Origin of the sequence: Colwellia sp. PAMC 20917, assembly GCF_001767295.1 — a bacterium.
Lineage (GTDB): Bacteria > Pseudomonadota > Gammaproteobacteria > Enterobacterales > Alteromonadaceae > Colwellia_A.
Window position 1 is genome coordinate 4,463,123 of the sequence record NZ_CP014944.1, and the last position, 22,593, is coordinate 4,485,715.

Genomic DNA, 22,593 nt, shown 5'->3' on the forward strand with positions numbered 1-22,593 from the left:
AACCACCTACTAATGGAGTTACCTGATGAGCGACAAATTAACGCCTTTCAACTGGCAAGACCCGATGTTCCTTGATAATCAATTAACCGAAGAAGAGCGTATGATACGCGATACCGCTTATGATTATTGCCAAGAAAAATTGATGCCCAGAATACTCGAAGCCAATCGACATGAACATTTTGACCGAGAAATAATGGGTGAATTAGGTCAATTGGGTTTACTAGGGGCTACTTTGCCTGCTAAGTATGGTGGCAGTGAAGTTAATTATGTTAGCTATGGCTTAATCGCTCGTGAAGTAGAACGCGTTGACAGTGGCTATCGTAGTGCGATGAGTGTGCAATCATCACTCGTTATGCATCCTATCTATGCCTATGGTACACAAGAGCAGCGGATGAAATATTTACCTAAACTTGCTTCCGGCGAATGGGTGGGTTGTTTCGGCTTAACTGAGCCTAATTCAGGTAGTGATCCTGCTTCAATGAGCACGCACGCCAAGAAAGTTGAGGGTGGCTATGCTTTAACGGGCAGTAAAATGTGGATCACCAATTCGCCTATCGCTGATGTGTTTGTTGTTTGGGCAAAGTTTGAAGGAATAATTCGCGGCTTTGTGCTTGAAAAAGGTATGACAGGGTTAACAGCACCGAAAATCGAAGGCAAATTTTCTTTACGTGCTTCAATCACTGGCGAAATTGTTATGGATAACGTTTTTGTACCCGATGAAAATATGTTCCCAGAGATTAAAGGCTTAGCAGGGCCTTTTGGTTGTTTAAATAAAGCGCGCTATGGCATCGCTTGGGGCTCTTTAGGGGCTGCAGAGTTCTGTTTTAATGCCGCAAGACTTTACACGATAGACCGTGAGCAATTTGGTCGCCCCTTGGCTGCTAACCAATTAATTCAAAAGAAACTTGCCGATATGCAAACTGAGATAAGTCTTGGTCTACAAGGTTGCTTACAAATGGGACGGTTAATGGATGCGGATCAATGTCCGGTTGAATTAATTTCACTATTGAAACGTAATAATTGTGGTAAATCGCTTGATATTGCTCGTGTTGCACGTGATATGCACGGTGGCAATGGCATCAGTGATGAGTATGGGGTTATTCGCCATATGATGAATCTTGAAGCGGTTAATACCTATGAAGGTACCCATGATGTTCATGCCCTGATTTTAGGTCGTGCCATTACCGGTTTACAAGCTTTTTGCTAATGACAGATACTCCTAAAAACGTAAACCCTCCATCGGCATTAGCAGGTATCAAGGTAGTCGATTTAAGCCGGATACTTGCGGGGCCTTGGGCCTCGCAAATGCTCGCTGATCTGGGGGCTGAGGTGATAAAAGTTGAACGGCCAAAAGTAGGTGATGACACCCGCTTTTGGGGACCTCCTTTTGTAAAATCCCAAACAACCAGTCAACCGCCACAAGCGGCGTACTTTCATTGTGCTAATCGCAACAAGAAATCTATTGCCATTGATATTCAATGTCAGCAAGGTCAACAGATCATTAAAGATTTAGTGGCGCAGTCAGACGTTTTTATTGAAAACTTTAAAGTCGGTGATTTAGCTAAATATGGATTAGATTATGCAGAGTTGAAAAAAATTAATCCTAATTTGGTGTATTGTTCAATTACTGGCTATGGGCAAACGGGTCCTTATGCTCACAAACCCGGTTACGATGCCATGATACAAGGCGAGGGTGGCCTGATGAGTATTACCGGTGAACAGCAAGGCAGTCCAATGAAGGTTGGGGTTGCAGTCGTAGATATTATGACTGGGCTATATAGCTGTAACGCTATATTAGCCGCTCTTATGGCTAGGCATCAAACCAAGTGTGGTCAATATATTGATATGGCTTTACTTGATGTTCAAACAGCAATGCTGGCTAATCAAGCGATGAATTACTTAACCACTAATGAAAACCCACCTCGATTAGGTAATGCACACCCAAACATTGTGCCCTATCAAACGTTCACCACCCAAGACGGTGACTTAATTTTAGCCATTGGCAATGACAGCCAATTTTCAAGGTTTTGTCATTTGTGTCAGCTAAACGAGTTTGCAGCAGACGACCGCTATAGCACGAATGCTCAACGGGTTCTTCATCGAGACGATGTGGTGTCGACATTGGCTAAAAAAATTAAGACACAAACAACGCAGTGGTGGATAGCGCAACTTGAATTGATATCAGTACCTTGTGGACCGGTAAATACTCTAGAACAAGTATTTGACCATCCTCAAATAAAACACCGAGCTATGGTTAAGCAACTGCCAAATGATGATGGCGACTTAATCGATGTTGTGGCATCACCCATTAATCTGTCGGCGACACCTTTGCAATACCATAGTGCAGCACCCGAATTAGGACAGCATACCTACTTTGTTTTAAAGGATATGCTTAACTATGATGATGCCATTATCTCAAGTGCTTTTGAGCAAGGTGTTGTTGCTTAGTGGTAAAAACCAGCAAAGCTTAGCGGTTATCTTACTTATTTCTCTTTAACGGAGCTGGTCGGATAACCAAAGAGTACCTTCAGTTTTGCTTTCATGCCTTTACTGGTCAACATACTGTTTATTAAATAATGCCATTGATGAAAGGTAATTGTCAGTGGGTTATTACTATGCAGTTGTCCAACAATACCGTATTTACAAGGTTTTTCTGATTCTTCTTCGGCAAAGGTGCCAAATAATTTATCCCAAATAATCAGTACTCCAGCAAAATTTTTATCCAGGTAACCCGCATTTATTGCATGGTGAACCCTGTGATGCGATGGGGTATTAAAGACTTTTTCGAACCACCCTAACTTATTCACAACTTGAGTGTGGACAAAAAATTGATAAGCTAAATTAAGTGCGACTACAGTAAATACGGTAATGGGGTCAAAACCTAGTAATATCATCGGCAACCAAAATAGCCACATACCGGCAAGCGGATACATTAAGCTCTGTCTAAAGGCGGTAGTAAAGTTCATTTTGGTCGAACTATGATGAACCACATGCGCGGCCCATAACCAATGAATATGGTGCGATGCCTTATGAAACCAATAATACAAGAAGTCTTGCAAGATAAAGGCGCCAAAAATACTGATAGGGGTTAGCGCTATATCAAATAATCGATAATCATAAAGCCAATAAAAAAAGGGCATTAAAATCAGTAAGGCGATAGCATCTGCACCTTGATGCATCAGAGCTAGTGCCGTGTTGGCGAAGCTGTCTTTGATATCGTAATAGCGGCGATATTTAATAAATTCTAACGTAACAAAAATAATAAAGACTGGGCTTAGCGCCAGTAAAATAATTTCTATAGACATACTCTGTCACCTTTAAAGTGTAACGCTAATTTTTTAAGTGCTTGCACTAAATCTTTTCTAATAAAAAAAGCCAGTATAAAGCTCGGTAACCACCAGGGGGCTTTGCAGCTAATATGGTAGGTAACTTCAGTGGTTGCGGGAATGCGACTATCTTTAGCCAAGTCTTTTTCATTAAAATAAATGTCGCCTCGATGCTCTGCAACGGGTTTATTACCTATTATTTGATAACTTATATGGTGATGGTCAGCGCTAATAATACGCTCGGCAAATTGAATGCCACTGATTTTTATTTGCCTAATAGCACCTTTGCCACCTTTTAGTTCATCTTTATTTTGTGGTTTAATCAGGCTAAAAGTTGCATCAAAAAAACGACTTAATTGTTGGTGCTCTAGCAAGGTCTCGCAAATTTGTTGCGGTGTTGCATTAATATTCTGTTTTAAGGTTATTGAGATCATAGTTACCACCACCACTCTTGATAATTACCACTAGTATAAAAAAAACTTCCGTGGCAGACTTGCTTATTGATGACCATTTTTTAGCTTTAGGTGACAAATGACCACGTTGGCCGATCATTATTATACAAGTTGCCTTGATTACCTTGAAACGCTTGGCTTAGAGAGTCAAAGCGTTTTGTCGGCGATACACTTTGATGAATACGCTAATAAGCAAGCACAACAGTTAGCGCCTCGCATTAGTTTAGGCAGTTATAATGCACTGCTTGATTATGCGCAACAGACTTTAAATGAGCCAATTTTTGGATTTAAACTAGGTCAGCAAATCAGAGCCGCCGATTTTGGTGTGCTGGGTTATCTCATCGAATCGAGTAATAATTTAGCAAGCGCAATTTCATCGCTGTTAATTTATGACCGTTTGGTCGCCGATATCGGCAAGGCTGAATTTGAACAACAAGAAGATATCGCTATTATTCGTTGGTTGCCAGACGCAAGTTGCAGCCCGCAGGCTATTTTACGTAATATGACGGCTTGGGTTAGTGTTATTCGCCAATTGCTTAACTCCCAGCTTTCACCTAGTTATATTTTTTTTACTGAGTCTTGGCCTGATATTGAAATAAAGAGACTCGCTGATTGGTTCAACTGCCCGATTAAAACTAATGCACAATATAATCAAATTATCTTTCCTAGTAGCTATTTAGCACTGCCTTTTAAAACTGATAACGCCGCTATTAATTTAGCACTTAAACAAGTATCGGCGCAGCAATTGTCAGGTTTTAAAAGCCAGCAGCGCTTAGCCGAGAAAATAAGCCATCTCTTGATGGCTAAAAATGATTTGGACGACTGCAATTTAATACGCACAGCAAGTGCTTTAAACATGACAGTTCGAACGGTGCAACGTCAGTTAAAACAACAACAGACCTCGTTTGCTTATTTACTTGAAAGCGAACGCAAAAGGCGGTTACAAGACTATATGGGCAAATACCCCTTAGGTACTATCGCCTTAAAACTTGGTTTTAACGATCAAAGTTCTTTTAATCGCGCATTTAAACGTTGGTATGGTTGCAGCCCTTTGTATTACTTAAAATATAAATTAATTAAAACATAAGCTTATTCTTCTGGGGGTCGCTAGATAAGCCCCAGCAGGTAATGATATTTGTGATCATTATTATCAGTTAGAAATTAAAAGTTAGCAGTAAAAATAAAAAACGGCTTTGAATTAAATCAAAGCCGTTCTATTTTTTTATACAAAACTGTTATTAACAGTTTTACCGATTGGTATTAGAACTTGTAGTTAATACCTACCTTCATTTGCCAACCAGATGAGCCTAATACTGTTCGATCGTAACTGCGAGTATCTGAGCCATTATAAACTTTATCTATTATATATTTGCCATCACCATCTAAACCACCAAAATCATAAATAGCTTGCTGTGGAAAGCTCATTCGCTTTTCAACACCCCAGTCATCATTTAACATGTTAGCAAAGTTGTTGACCATCAAGAATACTTCACCTTTATGACCTTCTGCAAAACCTGGGATCTGTTGCTTAATGCTGAGATCCATTGTTGTTACCCAAGGTTGTGTGCCAGTATTACGGTCAAGAATTTCACCTCGTTCGCTAATACCTGCTCGGTCTAAGAGCGCTTCTAACTCGTTCCACTTTATTCCTGAATCGGTCCAATTTACATTTGGATCCTCAGCACCTGTTGGAATGTACGCTAAGTAAGCCGAGTTAGAATAAAAGTCGCGAGTATCACCTAAGTCTTCATCTCGATAGTTGCCTGTTACCCAGCTAAATGGGCGGCCTGAACGACGTTCAAAGAATAAGTTGATATTGGTTTTATAACCGGCAAAAAACTCAGTTTCATAGCCTAAGTTAATTTTTAGGTTATGCTCAACTTCATAATTACCACGAGCAACAAAATCAAGATTACGGCTTTTAACAACATTATGTTTGTAGTTACTTTGTGCGCGTGATGATGAGCCAGCGTGATTTTCTTCGATATCTTGATGAGCGTAAGACATGGTCATACTTAAGCCATTGTCCCAACGCTTTGCTAACGCTGTTGAAAAGATAATAGAGCGACCATTGCCTTGAGCGTTAGTCATTTGAATATCAAAGTTATCCTCTACATCACCGGTGTAACGGCTTTCATAGATTAGACGTTCACCATCAGCAGCGGTAATAGGATAAAGTAATGCGGTATTCTTCCAAACAGCTTCATTTTCTTTAACATGGTACATCAATTCTGTTGACCAGTTAAAGTTTTCGCCTAAGCCATCAATGTCAAAAGTGTAATCTGCGGCAATGCGGCTACGCCAACTTGAAGGAAGTTTGAAATTCGGGTCAGTATAGTTTGTACTACCAGCGCCTTTTTCAAGCGAACTGATTATTTCGCTAGGAACATTGAAGTCAATCTCAACAAGTCTATCTTGATAATAATCGTCAACCACTTTACTTGATGCAGCAACCAGCGTAATACCGTCATTTTGAAATGGGTTGTTATACCAAACATTTGGGATACCACCTTGGAAACGACCAATACCCGCAGAAAGTGTTAGTTTTTCAGAGAATATCCATTCAATATTAACCCGTGGTAAAATAATATCTAAACCGTCAAGATTTTCCTGGTTAGTGTAACCGTAAGTTTCTTGAAATTTGCTATTAAGTGTTGGTTTGTCGCTTGATGATAATCGTTCATAACGAACACCTGCAGTAACATTGATATCGTCTGTTAGATCGAAGTTGTCTTCAATATAAAAGGATAGTTGGCTACGTGAAACGTCGTAAGCAAGGTCTTGAGTATCGCCGGTATATGAATTTTGATAAGTAAATTCACCGTATCTAGCTAAATCACGTGCGGCAAAATCTTTAAAGCTTGCAAATTCCCAAGAGCCTAATGAATTAGCCCCAAATAAGTTGTATAAGTTTAAATCTTCATATTGGAGACCAAAATTAATTTCATGGTCATCCATCAAGTAAGTCGCATCTAACGACAATGTCAGGTTTTGAGTGGCTGATTCATTGGCGTGACGGAACTGGTCTTGTCCAAAAACAAACTGTGGACCACGATATTCTGTAATAGCGGTGATTTCACCGATGTCGCTATTAGTATTACTATCTGTTGCAACATCTTTGTAGCTTATGCCCATTTCAGTACTGAAGTCATTAGTCCAGTCTGAATAAATTTTAGTGGCGAAGTTATTAAATGTAGTTGCATAAGTATAGCGGTTTGATGCCATGCTAACGGTTGTACCACCGGTACCGGCATTACGCTCATCTTGATCATCTTGCCATTGGTAGGTGAAATCAAGTCGGTGATCATCATTGATGTTCCAGCTTAATTTAGCTAATAACGTTTCATTGGTGTCTTCTTGATCGCCACCTAAAGAATCAGTGCGGCCATAAACATCACCTAAAATTGTATTGAAGTCATCAAATTGCTCTTGAGAAATATCGTATTCATGGGTAGCGCCGCTACCTTGGAAACCATAATCCATGGCCAATTCACTAGACCAGTTACTATAGTTAACAAAGAAAAATAGTTTGTCTTCTATAATAGGGCCGCCAACGTTAAAACCAAAACGTGATTGTGTTTTAATAGGGGCAACCGTTTTAGTAACAAATGTTTGATGGTCATCATCATCTAATATATTACGTACTCTGGGGTTCTTTTTATCGACGTCTGAATCACTATAATAAACTTCAGTTGCTATATCGATTGTTTGAACATCACCAGCCATGTCCGGTGTTGAAGTTTCTGCAAAACCTGAAAATTTAAATTCATTAGATCCTGATTTAGTAACCGCATTAATGGTACCACCACCAAAGTTGCCTTTTTGTGCTGAAAATGGTGACACATCGACTGATATTTGCGCAATAGCATCTAACGATATTGGCGGTTGCTCTGTTGGGTAGCCACCATAGTTAAGTCCAAAGTCATCATTTTGGCCAATACCATCAACGGTTAAGCTGTTTGAACGTGGGTTACCACCAGCAATAATTAACTCGCCGTTACCGTTGATACTTGCTAATGGGTTTAAACGGGCAATGTCTTTAATATCGCGGTTAAAGCTTGGCGTATTCTGGATAAGCTCTGCTCCAAAAATACTGCTTGAACCACCTGATTTCTGAAGAAAACTTGAGCCTGTTACTTGAATACGTTCAATATTATCTGCTTGTAGTTGTTGGCTAATACGATGGGTATCACCAAGATTAAGAAAAATATTATCTAAAGTTGTATCACTGTAAGTGTCTGAATCAATAATAACAGTATAAGGACCACCAACACGTAAACCTTTAGCGGTAAAGGTACCTGTGGCATTTGTCATAAACTCACGGCTGGTTTTTGAAGGCTCATGAATAACGGTGATTTTAACATTACTAGCGGCTTCGCCCGTAGGGCTTAGAATTTTACCTCGCATTGAAGATGAGGTATCTGCAGCCATTGCAGAAGTCGATAAACCAACAGCGATTACAATCGCACTGGCTATTTTTGAAAGTCTTAGTTTGTTCATTTTATATTTGTTCCCTAAGTTTTTAAAAAGAACCAACGTTATTCTGTAACATTTTCATTGAAATATCAGTGATCCGTTAGTTCAGATAATCTCTATAAAATAATCAACGTTTCAAATAATTATTTTTACTCTTAGCTTTATTTAGCAATATATTTTCAATATCGAGCAGCATTTTTCTTCTATAGAGTCATCATTAAAATAATACTATCTTGTCACATGTGTCAAGTTTATCTTGACCAATTGGACAAGAAAATACTATTTTAAATAATAGTAACATAAACAATGAAACCAAAAGTAGGATTAATCATGTTGCCACGTAAAAAATTAACTAATGCTATGTTTCCTTTGGGCAAGGAGAAGATGGTCCAACGCATCAACCGATAGAACAGCTAACCAATTTACGCACTACACCTAACCTAACAACTTGGCGTCCTTGTGATGCCACTGAATCAGCTGTTGCTTGGAAAATGGCGGTTAAAAATCAAAAAGCACCGAGTGCATTAATTTTTTCACGTCAAAATTTATCAGCCATACCCCGCAATGAATCACAGTTAGCAAATATTGAAAAAGGTGCTTACGTACTAGCCACTTGTCAAGGGACACCTGAGGTTATCTTAATTGCGACGGGCTCTGAAGTAGAACTTGCTTTAGATGCTGGCAAAGTACTGACCGCGCAAGGACAAAGAGTACAAGTTGTTTCTATGCCATCAACCAATATATTTGATGCGCAAAGTAGCGATTATAAAGAAGAAGTACTGCCAGCCGCTGTGACTAAACGTGTTGCTATTGAAGCCGCCCATAGCGATTTTTGGAGAAAGTATGTCGGTTTAAGTGGCGGCGTTGTCGGTCTTAGTCGTTTTGGAGAGTCAGCACCGGGCAAAGTGTTAATGGAGTACTTTAATTTCACTGTTGATGAGGTTGTTAAAACGGTTAAAGCCTTGTAATGATAGTTTAAAAGTAATGCCACAGCCGTTAGATAAGAAGTTCACGCTGTGGTATTAATATACAATCTGCATTATTACTTTTTGTTATTTGTTGACTACTTGGTTAAGATTATTTATCTTGGTGTCGTGTCAAATTTGCACTGCATTTGTGTACGTTTTATTCGGGTATTATTACGGAGCTATAAGCATTATGGAAAATATAGGGAGTGTTACCATTATTTAATAAAAACATAAGGTATATAAATGAACTATAAAAATAATATTGCTGCTTTATTACTCTGTGCTACCAGCCATTATGCTGTTGCAGACGTTAATAATGGAAGTTTTGAAACATGGTTAGCAGGCTCCCCTTCGGGTTGGACGACGATTGATTCTGGTATTAGCGTGAATAAAAATACCACTATTTTTCAAGAAGGTTTGAGTTCAGCTGAAATTACCGTTAATACCGGTACGCAAGGTTCTACCGACATTCAACAACTGGTCAGTGTTGTCGCAGGACAAACTTACGAATTTTCTGTTTGGGTTTACCATACAGAAGGAAGTATCAAAGCGCGTTTATATATCGATGGCTATCAGGGCTACTCGAATGAAAGTCTAGTTAATCAATGGCAACAAGTTACCCATAGTTATACCGCCAGCTCAACATCAGATATTGCTGTTGGCTTACGTTTTTACGACATTGCCGGTTTTGATGGTTCTGAAATTGTCTATGTTGACTATTTTCAACCTACTCAAGCATCGGGCGGTGGGACCGGCAGTTGCAGTACCAACAATGTGACTTTTAGTTTAACCACAGATAATTACGGTTACGAAACCAGTTGGACATTAACCAACACGAGTAATCAAGAAGTTGCTAGTGGTAATAATTACGAAAGTTCGACCAGCTATAATGAAAGTTATTGTTTAGCGGATGATGATTATACTTTTACCATTAATGATACTTATGGTGATGGTATTTGCTGTACTTACGGCAATGGCTCTTATGAATTTTCTCTTGCCGGAACTGCATTAATTAACGGTGGTGACTTCAACAGCAGTGAAACAAAAACCTTTACTTTAGGTAACACAGGCGGAATTCCGGGTGGAGGAGGCAGTGGCTCAGGCACTTATTCTGGTACCTATTATGACGGCATTAGCTCGACATCAGGTTACCCGTTAAAAACAGAGCTTTATAATTTAATCAAAGATCATGCAAATCAGGGCTATTCAGCGCTATGGACCTTCTATGAAAACCATTCTTTGGATGTTTATTTTGAAAATGATGGCTCTATTTTAGATATATATTCTGAAAATCCGCTGACGAGTGACAATTATAATTTTATTAAAGTCACCAATCAGTGTGGTAATTATAGCGGTGAAGGCGATTGTTATAATCGAGAACATACTTTCCCAAAAAGCTGGTTTGGCGGCAAAGTAGAGCCAATGAACTCTGATGTTCATCACATTTATGCAACCGACGGTTTTGTTAACTCGAAACGCGGTGGTTTCCCTTACGGTGAAGTTGCCACAGCATCTTTTACTTCAACTAATAACAGTAAATTAGGCTCAGCAACTACGACTTTAGGTTATAGCGGCACTGTGTTTGAACCTATTGATGAATTTAAAGGTGATTTAGCCCGTGCACAATTTTACATGGCCACGCGTTATGAAAACTTGATTGGTGGCTGGCAGAATAATTCAGTGTATGGTGATGCTATTTTAGATGGTAGTAGTAATCAAGTTTTTGAATTATGGCAATTAGAAATGTTATTGCGTTGGCATACTAATGACCCAGTCAGTCAAAAAGAAATAGATCGAAATGAAGCGGCACTTGGTCATCAAGGTAACCGTAATCCTTTTGTTGACCATCCTGAATATGTTGACAGTATCTGGGGTAACTAATTAAGGGGAATTCTCTTATTCATTGCTTTTAAAGCATTAGGTAACTTAGTTAACAAAGTAACGTTAAGGCATTTCATTTTCAAAGGTGAAGTGCCTTTTTTATGTTCAGGATGGCCTCTCTCAGACATCCTGTCTTTCAAGGCATTAGTGCATCCCTGTACGTCAACGGTATGTCACGGTCACATGGATGTGAAGGAGAGGCGATGTTCAGGATGGCCTCTTTCAGACATCCTGTTTTTCAAGGCAGTAACGTATTAGTGCGTAATATTGCACGTCTACGTTAATATCTATCAGTGTAAATTTTTTACTTACTGATACCACAACCTTTAAGAATTATCTGCGTAAGGGTTTTAGCCACTTGTTCAAAGTCTTCATTACTTAACTTATCTTTACCCATAGCTGCGGTAACTTGTGGGGCAAAATCAGCATAATGTTGCGTGGCTCCCCAAATAGTAAAGAGCAAATAAAGTGGGTCAATTGGGTCCATTTTACCTTGCTTAATCCAGCCTTCAATAGTCGCTTTAACCTCATCTATCCAAGTTTTAAAACTGGTTTTTAAGTATTCCTGCAAGCGAGGAGCACCGTGTATAAATTCACCGGCAAATATCCGTGATGCTTCAGGATTAGTTTTTGAATACATCACCTTAGCAAGAATATAATCACCTAAGACTTTAGCCGGTTCTTCAGTCGAGGTAATAATGGATGAATCCCATAAGCTAAGAATTTCTAATAATATATCAGAGTAAATAGCTTCTTTATTTTTATAATAATAATGAACATTTGCCCGTGGGATACCGGCGCGTTCAGCAATGCCTTTTATTGATGCTCCTTTAAAACCATGCTCTAAGAAATCTTGCTCGGCAGCTTTTAAAATGATCAATTGATTCTTTTTTCTGACCCGTCCAGTTGATGACGTGTTTGGTTGTTGATTCTTTATTATTGGCATATTAATCAATCATCTTTACAGGATTTATTAGCAGGGTGGCAAATATAAGCTATTTCAACAATAAAGTTAATAGTCAATTTAGGGTTTAATTTTAGCAGAATTATGATTTTACTTGACACTGGTGTCAGGTTATTTCTATTATGTGATAATAAGTAAGTATAAAATAATTAAAACATCTCTGAACTATTAGGAAAATTTATTATGCCAACACCACATATCTCAGCTAATGTCGGAGATTTTGCCGAAACGGTTATCATGCCGGGTGATCCCTTACGTGCAAAATTCATCGCAGACAACTACCTAACTAATGTTAAACAGGTCACCGAAGTTAGAAATATGTTTGGCTATACGGGTGAATACAAAGGTAAACGTATTTCGGTGATGGGCTCAGGTATGGGGATCCCATCTATGTCTATTTATGCGACTGAGCTTTACCGAGATTATGGCGTCGAAAATATCATTCGTGTTGGTAGCTGTGGTTCAATTCGTGACGATATACAACTAGAAGATATCGTTATAGCTATGGGTGCCAGCACCGACTCTAATGTTAATCGCCAACGATTGAATAATTATGATTTTGCGGCTATAGCTAACTATGAGCTACTAGAAAAAGTGGTTAGCACCGCGAAGCGGTTAGGCAAAACGCCGAAAGTCGGCAATGTTTTTTCAGCTGATTTGTTTTATGTACCAGAATTTGAAGTATTCGCGAAGTTAGAAAAATATGGCATTCTTGCGGTAGAAATGGAAGCGGCTGGTCTTTATGGCGTTGCTGCTGAATTAGGTAAAAAAGCGCTATGCCTGCTAACAGTAAGTGATCATATTAAAACAGGCGAAAAAATGTCAGCAGAAGATCGTCAGTTAAAATTTGGCGAAATGATTGAAGTTACTCTAGAAAGTATTCTTTAGTTTTAGCACGCATATTTGTATAGGTAATTAACCATATGTCAGACAATAAAATTCAATTTTTGTTAAATAACGAACGTAAAGTTATCGAAAATTGTGATCCTAATATGACGGTACTCAACTATTTAAGAGAAGAGTTGAGTCGAAAAGGGACGAAAGAAGGTTGTGCTTCAGGAGACTGTGGTGCCTGTACAGCAGTGCTTGCTGAAGTGGTTCAATCAGCAAAAAGTCAAACAACAACAGAACATCTTAGTTATCAATCGATTAATACCTGCATTACTTTTTTATCAGCACTGCATGGCAAACAGCTTGTGACAGTAGAAGATTTACAGCAAGGAAATAAATTACATAGTGTTCAACAAGCTATGGTCGATTGCCATGGCTCACAATGTGGCTTTTGTACTCCTGGTTTTGTCATGTCACTTTTTTCATTAAAGAAAAATTTAGCGCAAGCCAAGTTCACTGATGCGACAGATAATTCTCCTGCTGTTGATTTAGACAAAGACATTGAGCATGGTTTGGCGGGTAACTTGTGCCGCTGTACTGGCTATCGCTCGATTACTGAAGCGGCAAAACAAGCTTGTGATAACAATGACGTTGATCAGTTTGAGCACGAGCAAGCGGCGACTATTGAGCAATTAAAACTTATAGCTCAGCAAGAAGAAACTGTTGAGTTGCACAATAATGGCAAGAGTCTTTATCTTCCTTATACCTTAGATAAACTAGCACAATTGGTTGAACAATACCCGAAAGCTAAATTGTTAGCCGGTGGTACCGATTTAGCGTTAAGCGTTACCCAAGGTATGGCGCAAATACAAACCATGATTTCGATGAGTAATGTGCGCGAGCTTGCACAAATTAATGAATCAGCAGAAACTTTGTCTATTGGCGCTATGGTGAGCTATGAGCAAAGCCATCAGTTATTAAGCCAGCATTATCCAGAATTTGGTCAAATGCTTTATCGCCTTGGTTCAACTCAGGTGAGGAATTCGGGCACGTTAGGGGGAAATGTCGGTAATGCTTCTCCGATTGGAGACACACCACCCGTGTTAATCGCCTTAGGTGCTAAGCTAGTGCTTCGCAAAGGCGAGCGTACTCGTCAAATATCTGTTGAAGATTACTTTGTTGATTACAAAGTGACACAACTCGAAAGTGGTGAGTTCATTGAACGTATTGAAATTCCAAAAGCTAACAGTAATAAACATCTCAAAGTCTTTAAAATATCAAAACGATTAGATGATGACATCTCGACGGTGCTTGCCTGTTTCTATATTAAATTTGCCAATAAAAAAGTGGCTAACATTACCATTGCTTTCGGCGGTATGGCAGGCATACCAAAACGCGCTTTTTCCTGTGAACAAGCTTTAATGGGCAAAGAGCCTAGCGAACAAAATATTGCTTTAGCGATGACAGCATTAGCAAAAGACTTCTCTCCGATGTCAGATGTGCGCGCGAGCAGTGAATATCGCTTACAAGTGGCAAAAAACTTAGTGAGAAAATGCTTTTATGAACTAGAGCAAACGCATGCAGCAACCCGAATCGAAACCTTTGAAGTCGATACCTTCGAAGTGAAAGGAGTGACTCATGCGTAAATTAAGTGAAATTGATAAAGGTCTCGAAAGTAAAAAAAGTTCTGGTGCGGTTGGGCAATCGACCAAGCATGAGAGTGCTGAAATGCATGTTACCGGCAAAGCCGTTTATACTGATGACAAATTAGAGTCGTTAGGGCAATTGCATGCTGCTGTGGGTATGGCAACAATTGCCAGTGGTAATATTACCGCGATAGATTTATCGGCAGTACGCGCCGCCAAGGGTGTAGTTGCTGTTATTACCTTAGATGACATTGTTGGCCATACTGATATTGGTCCTGTTTTTCCGGGCGATCCAATACTCACCAAAGATGTCGTTGAATTTTATGGTCAAGCTATCTTTGCGGTCGCTGCGACGAGCCATGAGTTAGCAAAACAAGCGGTAGCGTTGGCAAAAATTGACTATAAAGAAAAAACACCAGTACTGACTATTAAACAAGCGTTAGAAGCTAAGAGCTTTGTTCGTCCACCGCATAGTATGAAACGTGGTGATAGTGCCACTGCTATTGAGCAAGCTAAGCATCAGCTGAGTGGTGAGATTACCATTGGTGGCCAAGAACATTTTTATTTGGAAGGTCAAATAGCCAGTGTTATTCCCACCGAAGATGGCGGAATGACCGTTTATTCATCTAGCCAACATCCTGCTGAAGTTCAAAAACTTGTGGCAGAAGTGTTAGGTATTCCTTTTAACCGCGTCGTTGTCGATATGAAACGTATGGGTGGTGGTTTTGGCGGCAAAGAAACACAAGCGGCTGGTTGGTCTTGTTTAGCGGCGGTACTTGCCGATAAAACCCAAAAAGCGGTAAAACTGCGTTTAAATCGTAGCGACGATATGATGATGACTGGTAAACGTCATCCTTTTGAAAATCATTATCAAGTGGGGTTTAATGATCAAGGTGTTATTGAAGGCATAGATATAACGGTCAATGGTAATTGTGGTTACTCACCTGATTTATCAGATGCCATCGTCGACAGAGCCATGTTTCATGCTGATAATGGTTATTACTTGGACCATGTCAGTATTATCGGTAATCGTTGTAAGACAAATACCGCCTCCAATACCGCTTTTCGAGGTTTTGGTGGTCCGCAAGGTATGATGATTATTGAGTGTGTCATGGATGATATTGCTTACTCTCTAGGATTAGACCCACTTGCTGTGCGTAAAACTAACCTTTACGGTACAGATGCGCGCAATATTACCCCGTACCATCAGCAAGTAGAGCACAATAATTTAGCTGAGATGATAACCAAACTTGAGCATAGCTCTCGTTATGCCGGGCGTTGCCAAGAAATTGATGAATTTAATGCCGGCAGTAAATTTCTTAAAAAAGGTATTTCACTAACACCGGTTAAATTTGGTATTTCGTTTACTGCTCAGCATCTTAATCAAGCCGGGGCGCTGATTAATATTTATACCGACGGAAGTGTTGATGTTACACATGGCGGCACTGAAATGGGGCAAGGCTTGCATACTAAAATTGCCCAAATCGTTGCACAAGTTTTTGGTATCGCCGTTGATAAGGTAAAAGTATCAGCAACGCGCACCGATAAAGTCCCTAATGCTTCACCAACAGCGGCTTCTTCAGGTACCGATCTCAATGGTAAAGCCGCTCAAAACGCTGCACAAACAATTAAACAAAGGTTAATTGATTTTGCTGTCGAGCACTTTGCTGTTGAGAGTAACGAGATAACTTTTAATGACGATTTAATCGATGCCGGTGAGCATAAACTCAGTTTTGTCGAGTTAGTCCAAAAAGCGTATTTTGCTCGGGTGTCTTTATCGTCGACCGGTTTTTATCGAACGCCAAAAATTTATTACGATAGAGAAAGCGCCCAAGGTCGACCGTTTTTCTATTTTGCGATGGGTGCTTCAGTATCTGAAGTGTTAATCGATACGCTGACCGGTGAATACAAATTATTACAAACCGATATCCTTCATGATGTTGGTGACTCTTTAAACCCTGCGATAGATATAGGCCAAATTGAAGGTGGTTATATTCAAGGCGTCGGTTGGTTAACCACTGAAGAATTACATTGGAATGATAAGGGACGTTTGTTAACGACTGGGCCGGCCACCTATAAAATTCCTGCTATTAGCGATGCACCAAAAGTCTTTAACGTTGAGTTGTTGAAAGATTCACCTAATCGTGAAGCGACCATTTACCATTCTAAAGCGGTAGGCGAGCCACCGTTTATGTTGGCTATTTCTGTCTGGTCAGCGCTGCGCGCCGCTATTGCTAACTCTGTTGCTGCAAAAGATAGAGCCAAAGGTGTTATTCCGTCGCTTGATACTCCTGCCACACCAGAGCGAGTTTTAAAGGCTGTGCAATTAATAACCGCCCAGCAAGGGATGGCCACTGATGAATAACCGTCAAAGTTGGTCTGAAGCGGTTAGTTCATTAAAGATCAAAGGAGAGGCCTTTGTCTTGCTAACAATTATTGGTGTGCATGGCTCAGCGCCTAGAAATTCTGGTACTAAGATGGTGGTGAGTGCCAATAGCACTTATGACACTATTGGTGGTGGTCACTTAGAGTTTAAGTCTATCGCGATAGCGCAACAATTATTAGCAGACGAAGATAAGAATCAACATATCGAGCACTTTTCTTTAGGTGCTTCCTTAGGGCAATGTTGCGGCGGAGATTGTAGCGTATTATTTGAAAGCTTTGCAGCTTGTAAAACTCAAATAATGCTTTTCGGCGCAGGCCATGTTGGTAAAGCGTTAACGACCATCCTTGCTGACTTACCTTGCCAGCTAAAATGGGTTGATAATCGCCCAGAACAGTTTCCTGTTGAGATGTTGGCAAATGCGCCGGCTAATATTGAGTGTCTTGTCAGTGACAACCCGGTAGATGAAATAGCTAGCATGCCTGCAGGCAGTTTTTTTATCATTATGACCCATAATCATCAATTAGATTTTGAACTATGCCAGGCGCTGTTAAAGCGTGGAGATTTTGCGTATGCCGGTTTAATTGGTTCTGAGACAAAATGGAAACGCTTTCAGCATCGCTTAAAACATCGAGAATTTAGTAAGCAAGCCATTGAACAGCTCATTTGTCCTATTGGTTTAAGCGCCGTGCCGGGTAAACGTCCTATGGAAGTTGCGGTATCAATTGCGGCTGAAATTATCGGTTTATATCAAAAAGACGACCATGCGGGTCATCAGTCAACTACCGCGCAAGGTATTAGTTTTAAAGCGTTAACGCCTTTACTTAATAGCGCGACTAATCTCCATATTACCGGTCGAAGCAAAAATAAAGTAACTGATAGCAAACCGATTACAGATAAGATTAATGAATAACTTTACCTTAGGTTCAACAGGCGTTATTAGCCCAGAAGGTATAAAAGCTGCAACACTTATTATTAACAGCGACAGGTTAAAAACCGCATAATAATGAGATCAAATTATATATTTATCCTAATAATGTCCTTAAGACAAGGTGCATTATTGGTTACCTTGAATAAGGAAACGTTATGTCGATTATCGTGTTAAATGCTTTGCAACCTCAGGCTGCCCACTTGGCCTTTATGCAGTGCTGTACCGCTAATACTTGGGTGAACCGCATGGTGGCTGCTGTGCCATATAACAATTTAGCGGCGTTATCTGCACACGCTGATGTCAGCTGGAAAAACCTAACAGAAGCCGATTATTTGCAGGCTTTTGAAGGGCATCCTAAAATTGGCGATGTGTCCAGCCTGAGAGAAAAATACCGCTCGACAGAGAAGATTGCCGCGGGAGAGCAATCGGGTGTTAATACAGCGACAGAACAAGCATTAAGTGAGTTAAAGCGATTAAATGATGACTATCAAGAAAAATTTGGCTTCATTTTTATTGTTTGTGCCACAGGTAAAACAGCCACGCAGATGTTAGATATATTGGTAAAACGTTACGCGAATAATCGCGCTGAAGAAATCATTAATGCAGCAGAAGAGCAACGAAAAATATTACAGTTACGAATCGAAAAAATGATTGCTGAAACTGCCACTACTGCTTCAAACGTAAAAGAGACCTAAGTTTATGAGTCAAATAACTTCACATATATTAGACACCAGTCGCGGTAAACCTGCCGCTGGTATCACTATTTCTCTCTTTGAACTTAAGGGTTCAAATGATGGCGACAGTAATATCCAAGCACAGTGGTCACTTTTGGCACAAGGCCAAACAAACAGTGATGGGCGAGTGCCGGCCTTACTTGATAAAGAGCGAATATTACCTGCGGGGAGTTATCGCGTTCATTTTGCGGTCAGTGATTATTTTAACGCGCTGAATGAGCAAGCCTTTTATCCCTACGTTGATATTGTTTTTGATATCAGTGGTGATGGTGAACACTATCATATTCCATTATTATTGACCGCTTTTGGTTACTCAACTTATCGTGGCAGCTAAGATGATTTTACATGCAAAACCACTTAGCCAAAAAGCGTTTCAAGCTTTTGGTGATGTGATTGAAGTTAATGATCAAGTAGAAAAAATATCAATAAATTATGGGCTTACACAAAGGTATCATGCATTAGCGACGCTAGATGTTAGTGAGGAAGCAGGGCAAGGTATTATCAGTGTTTTTCGCTCGTCACCCAAAGAATGCTGTCAGATCAACGCCGGTATAGGTCAAATAACCATTGACTGTATGGAACGTCATCCTTTATCAAGCCAGGCTTTTTATCCTTTGTCTGCTAACGCTTATTTGGTAGTTGTTGGACCTGCGGGTGAATTTGATGCGACTAAATTAGCCGTCTTTCTTGCAACAGGCAACCAAGGTGTTAATTACCACAAAGGTACTTGGCATCATTATAGTTTAGCTTTAAGTGACACCGCTGATTTCTTAGTTGTTGACCGAAAAGGTGTTGGCAAAAACTGCGATGAAATCGCTTTAGAAAATAAAATTACTATACATTTCAATTTAGATAACCGGAGCGATTAAGTCGATGTCAGTAAAAGCATTTCGCGGTGAGATTTTACATTTTGTCGAAGACCCAGCCTCGACGACTTGCCAAGATAAAGAGCAAGCAGAACAGAGCAGCTACCAGTATTTTGAAGATGGTATTTTGCTGATAGAAAATGGCAAGGTTAAACAATTGGGTACAGCTAAAGCTATGTTAGCTGATTTAGAACATTCCCTAGAGATCCAACATATTGAAAATGGCCTGATTGTCCCTGGCTTTATTGATACTCATATCCATTATCCTCAAACTGAGATGATAGGGAGTTATGGTGAACAATTATTACAATGGTTAGAAGATTATACCTTTCCAACCGAAAAAAAGTTTGCTGATAAAGCCTACGCCAGTAAAATCAGTGAATTTTTCCTCAATCAATTGCTTGCTAACGGCACAACAACCGCATTAGTTTTTGGCACTGTCCATGCTGAGTCAGTTAATGCCTTTTTTGAAGTGGCTTTAGCTAAAAATCTTCGCATGATTGCTGGCAAAGTGATGATGGATAGGAATGCTCCTGACTATTTACTCGACACCGCGCAAAGTAGTTATCAGCAGTCTAAGCAACTTATCAATGATTGGCATGGCAAAGGGCGTTTGCAATATGCTATCACCCCAAGGTTTGCGCCAACCAGCAGTGATGAACAGTTAAGCTTGGCGGGGAAACTATTAAAAGAGCACCCAGGTGTTTATATGCAAACCCATTTGTCTGAAAATTTAAAGGAAATTGAATGGGTTAAATCGCTTAATCCCGATTGTGAAAACTATTTAGATGTTTATAAAAAGCATCAATTACTTGGCAGTCGTAGTGTTTTTGCTCATGGTATACATTTATGTGATGCTGAATATAGCGACTTATCTCAATCTAATTCAGCCTTGTCATTTTGTCCAAGTTCAAATCTGTTTTTAGGGAGTGGTCTGTTTAAACTTGATGTTGCCCAGCAACACAATATTAAAGTGGGTCTAGGTACAGATATAGGCGCAGGAACCAGTTTTTCACTATTAGAAACCTTAAAAGATGCCTATAAAACGCAGCAGTTAAGAGGCAAAAAATTAGATTCATTACAATCTTTCTATTTGGCAACTTTAGGTGGCGCAAGGGCGCTAGACTTAGAAGGTACAGTAGGTAATTTTCAAGTGGGTTGTGAGGCTGACTTTATAGTCTTAGATTATCATGCAACACCATTAATGAAATTACGGCTAGAGCAGTGCAAATCATTGGCAGAGAAACTTTTTTCTTTCACTATATTAGGGGATGACCGTGCGGTTAAAGCCACTTATATACAAGGTGAATTAGCTGAGGTTAATTGCGAGTAGTGCTTTTAATAAGATAAGTAATAGCTAGAAAAAATATAGAACCTTATATTGCCGAATAGCTAAGGTTAATTTTACGTTTTTACCTTTAGTGATCGGTGTTACTCAGGTTGGCGCGTGATTCGTGTCAACCATGCTAATTAACGGTGCGACAAGACCTTTTGTTAAACAATATTTAAATAGAGAATCAATGTCACTGCTCAACAAACAGCCTATCTGTTGTTCAGGTGATCATATTTAAGGTCATTAATGTGAACTACCCCGCGACTTCGCTTCGCTCTGATCACGGGGCTTCTGCAATCTAGCTTTTGATAACTAGGCTGCTTCTTTTTTCTCAGATCCCACACCAAACTTTGATTGCTCAAAGACTTTCATTTTAGAAGGTGATTTCTGCTGAAATTTGGGCAACGCCCTAGCTAATATCCCATTAGCTATTAACTCTTTTTCGCCTGTGTCTGCAACAGATTTAGCTGCAGCTAAATCTCTGCACTGTACTAATCCACAGCTCTCACAGGAAAATTCTCGCACACTCAAATCGAATTTATGCTCATACTTACATCCATAGCAAATGCCGGAAGATTTCACAAACCGACCAATTTCATGGTAAACAACGCCATTTAATTCAACCTTATACCTGGTTAATTCAGTGATTATTCCCATCACATTATCATTCACCATCTGGCCATTAAATTGCTGCATTCCTTTCACGTTTAAATCCTCAAACACGATAATATCGCTACTCTTGGCTATCGAGCATGATACTTCGTGAGCGAACGCTAGGCGTTGGCTAGAGATTTTCCCGTGAATTTTGTTTAAACGTGATTTTGTTTTGTGCCAGCGATTCGAACCTTTCTTACGACGGCTCAACTGGACTTGAATTTGTTTTAATTTCGTTGATGACTTCTTCAAAACTTTCGGGTTTTCAACGTACAGACCATTTGAGCCGACAACCGTATAGTGGCTGTTGATGTAATAGCCCACAAGTGTTGATAGCACTTGCTTTTTACTCTTGCACTCGACTTTTTGAGTCAGTGAAACGTACCACTTCCCGTGCCTCATCTTGAAGGTTGCTGACTTGATTTTACTTTTAAGTTTACGATGAAGTGCAATTTTAACCGTACCAATTTTTGGAATAGTGATGCCGTTATTTTCCAGTCTTATATTTTCATTCGTATTGACCGAGCGGTAGCTATCATCGTGAAGTTTCTTCTGCTTAAAGCTGACCTTGAAAGTAGGAAACTTTTGAAGCCTGCCTTTATTGAATGAATTCTTTAGTGCTGTTTCAAGGTCACGAGCCACTTGTTGTGAAGCCGCAGAGTCAAAATCTTTGAGCCATGAGAATTCATCGAACATTTTTAAATCTTTTATCAGCGATACCATTTCATTGTAAAAAAGAAATGTTTTATCGTACCGATATCGACGCATATTTTCAGATAGCAACAAGTTCCATACGCCACGGGCGTATGCTCCAAACTCAACGAGTTTGACTTCTTGTTCTGCCGTCGGCTTGAGCCGATAATTGTATCTGAGCGTCTTTTTTATATACTGTATAGGCTACTGTACAAATCGAGATTGTCAAGTGGAATATCAAACGAATTCACATTGTAAGTACTTAATTGCTCTGCATTTAATTCTCGTGGTTAAATATCGAAAGCAACTACTTTTTGGCGATATGGGAGAGTTTGTAAAGCAGGCTGTTTTAGACATATCAGATAGTTCTGACTTTTCAGTTGAGGAGATTGAAGTAGACAAGGATCACATCCATATACTTCTTTTAATAATGAGAGGTTAACAAACTGAACCAT

Annotated in this window: 18 protein-coding genes and 1 pseudogene; 14 read left to right on the top strand and 5 right to left on the bottom strand. The window is 39.7% G+C overall.

All coding sequences use genetic code 11. The features are described from left to right. Nucleotides 1-25 precede the first annotated feature (25 nt). Both A3Q34_RS19110 and A3Q34_RS19115 read left to right on the top strand, forming a co-directional pair. The gene (locus tag A3Q34_RS19110) at nucleotides 26-1,207 is read left to right on the top strand and encodes an acyl-CoA dehydrogenase (protein ID WP_070376788.1); all 1,182 of its coding nucleotides are present in this window, start codon (nucleotides 26-28) and stop codon (nucleotides 1,205-1,207) included. Further along, the gene (locus A3Q34_RS19115) at nucleotides 1,207-2,448 is read left to right on the top strand and encodes a CaiB/BaiF CoA transferase family protein (protein ID WP_070376789.1); all 1,242 of its coding nucleotides are present in this window, start codon (nucleotides 1,207-1,209) and stop codon (nucleotides 2,446-2,448) included. The genes A3Q34_RS19110 and A3Q34_RS19115 overlap by 1 nt, the downstream gene beginning before the upstream one ends. 35 nt (nucleotides 2,449-2,483) lie before the next feature. Here the strand turns inward: A3Q34_RS19115 and A3Q34_RS19120 are convergent, their stop codons facing one another. Next, complete coding sequence (locus A3Q34_RS19120) at nucleotides 2,484-3,305, bottom strand: sterol desaturase family protein (protein WP_070376790.1); 822 nt, start codon at nucleotides 3,303-3,305, stop codon at nucleotides 2,484-2,486. Further along, the gene (locus A3Q34_RS19125; RefSeq protein ID WP_070376791.1) at nucleotides 3,296-3,760 is read right to left on the bottom strand and encodes an SRPBCC family protein; all 465 of its coding nucleotides are present in this window, start codon (nucleotides 3,758-3,760) and stop codon (nucleotides 3,296-3,298) included. The genes A3Q34_RS19120 and A3Q34_RS19125 overlap by 10 nt, the downstream gene beginning before the upstream one ends. Before the next feature lie 97 nt (nucleotides 3,761-3,857). On the opposite strand from A3Q34_RS19125, the gene A3Q34_RS19130 reads away from it, so the two are divergent. Then, nucleotides 3,858-4,865 carry an AraC family transcriptional regulator gene (locus tag A3Q34_RS19130; protein WP_070376792.1) on the top strand — a complete coding sequence of 336 codons (1,008 nt, stop codon included), beginning with the start codon at nucleotides 3,858-3,860 and terminating at the stop codon, nucleotides 4,863-4,865. Between the two features lie 173 nt (nucleotides 4,866-5,038). On the opposite strand, the gene A3Q34_RS19135 is transcribed toward A3Q34_RS19130, so the two are convergent. Beyond that, nucleotides 5,039-8,278, bottom strand: a complete 3,240-nt coding sequence (locus tag A3Q34_RS19135) for a TonB-dependent receptor (RefSeq protein WP_070376793.1) — start codon at nucleotides 8,276-8,278, stop codon at nucleotides 5,039-5,041. 341 nt (nucleotides 8,279-8,619) lie between these two features. Between A3Q34_RS19135 and A3Q34_RS19140 the strand changes: the two are divergent. Next, a pseudogene (locus tag A3Q34_RS19140) lies at nucleotides 8,620-9,222 on the top strand (transketolase-like TK C-terminal-containing protein); the annotation flags it as partial. Between the two features lie 243 nt (nucleotides 9,223-9,465). Continuing rightward, a complete protein-coding gene (locus tag A3Q34_RS19145; protein WP_070376795.1) occupies nucleotides 9,466-11,103 on the top strand; it encodes an endonuclease in 1,638 nt (545 codons plus the stop codon). A 304-nt stretch (nucleotides 11,104-11,407) separates the two neighbouring features. Here A3Q34_RS19145 and A3Q34_RS19150 read toward each other — a convergent pair whose 3' ends face one another. Beyond that, a complete protein-coding gene (locus A3Q34_RS19150) occupies nucleotides 11,408-11,983 on the bottom strand; it encodes a TetR/AcrR family transcriptional regulator (protein ID WP_231907393.1) in 576 nt (191 codons plus the stop codon). Nucleotides 11,984-12,250: 267 nt separating this feature from the next. On the opposite strand from A3Q34_RS19150, the gene deoD reads away from it, so the two are divergent. The 8 genes from deoD (at nucleotide 12,251) to guaD (ending at nucleotide 20,791) form a co-directional block, all read left to right on the top strand. Further along, nucleotides 12,251-12,955 (top strand): purine-nucleoside phosphorylase, encoded by a 705-nt coding sequence (deoD, locus tag A3Q34_RS19155; protein ID WP_070376797.1) that lies wholly within the window; start codon nucleotides 12,251-12,253, stop codon nucleotides 12,953-12,955. Nucleotides 12,956-12,990: 35 nt separating this feature from the next. Continuing rightward, nucleotides 12,991-14,544 carry a xanthine dehydrogenase small subunit gene (xdhA, locus tag A3Q34_RS19160; protein WP_070376798.1) on the top strand — a complete coding sequence of 518 codons (1,554 nt, stop codon included), beginning with the start codon at nucleotides 12,991-12,993 and terminating at the stop codon, nucleotides 14,542-14,544. Then, entirely contained in the window at nucleotides 14,537-16,909 is a 2,373-nt protein-coding gene (gene xdhB, locus A3Q34_RS19165; RefSeq protein ID WP_070376799.1) for a xanthine dehydrogenase molybdopterin binding subunit, read from the top strand. Before xdhA ends, xdhB begins: the two co-directional genes overlap by 8 nt. Continuing rightward, nucleotides 16,902-17,840, top strand: coding sequence for a xanthine dehydrogenase accessory protein XdhC (gene xdhC, locus A3Q34_RS19170; protein WP_070376800.1), 939 nt, complete (start codon nucleotides 16,902-16,904; stop codon nucleotides 17,838-17,840). Before xdhB ends, xdhC begins: the two co-directional genes overlap by 8 nt. A 173-nt stretch (nucleotides 17,841-18,013) precedes the next feature. After that, nucleotides 18,014-18,553, top strand: a complete 540-nt coding sequence (gene uraD / locus A3Q34_RS19175; RefSeq protein WP_070376801.1) for a 2-oxo-4-hydroxy-4-carboxy-5-ureidoimidazoline decarboxylase — start codon at nucleotides 18,014-18,016, stop codon at nucleotides 18,551-18,553. 4 nt (nucleotides 18,554-18,557) lie between these two features. Further along, nucleotides 18,558-18,926 carry a hydroxyisourate hydrolase gene (uraH, locus tag A3Q34_RS19180; RefSeq protein ID WP_070376802.1) on the top strand — a complete coding sequence of 123 codons (369 nt, stop codon included), beginning with the start codon at nucleotides 18,558-18,560 and terminating at the stop codon, nucleotides 18,924-18,926. A gap of 1 nt (nucleotide 18,927) precedes the next feature. Continuing rightward, a complete protein-coding gene (locus tag A3Q34_RS19185) occupies nucleotides 18,928-19,461 on the top strand; it encodes an ureidoglycolate lyase (protein WP_070376803.1) in 534 nt (177 codons plus the stop codon). Nucleotides 19,462-19,465: 4 nt separating this feature from the next. Then, nucleotides 19,466-20,791, top strand: a complete 1,326-nt coding sequence (gene guaD, locus A3Q34_RS19190; RefSeq protein WP_070376804.1) for a guanine deaminase — start codon at nucleotides 19,466-19,468, stop codon at nucleotides 20,789-20,791. Between the two features lie 312 nt (nucleotides 20,792-21,103). Here the strand turns inward: guaD and A3Q34_RS19195 are convergent, their stop codons facing one another. Next, nucleotides 21,104-22,339, bottom strand: a complete 1,236-nt coding sequence (locus A3Q34_RS19195; RefSeq protein WP_331710958.1) for an RNA-guided endonuclease InsQ/TnpB family protein — start codon at nucleotides 22,337-22,339, stop codon at nucleotides 21,104-21,106. A 28-nt stretch (nucleotides 22,340-22,367) separates the two neighbouring features. Between A3Q34_RS19195 and tnpA the strand changes: the two genes are divergently transcribed. Further along, on the top strand, nucleotides 22,368-22,580 hold the full coding sequence (tnpA, locus tag A3Q34_RS19200) for an IS200/IS605 family transposase (RefSeq protein ID WP_070376806.1): 213 nt from the start codon (nucleotides 22,368-22,370) through the stop codon (nucleotides 22,578-22,580). Nucleotides 22,581-22,593 lie beyond the last annotated feature (13 nt).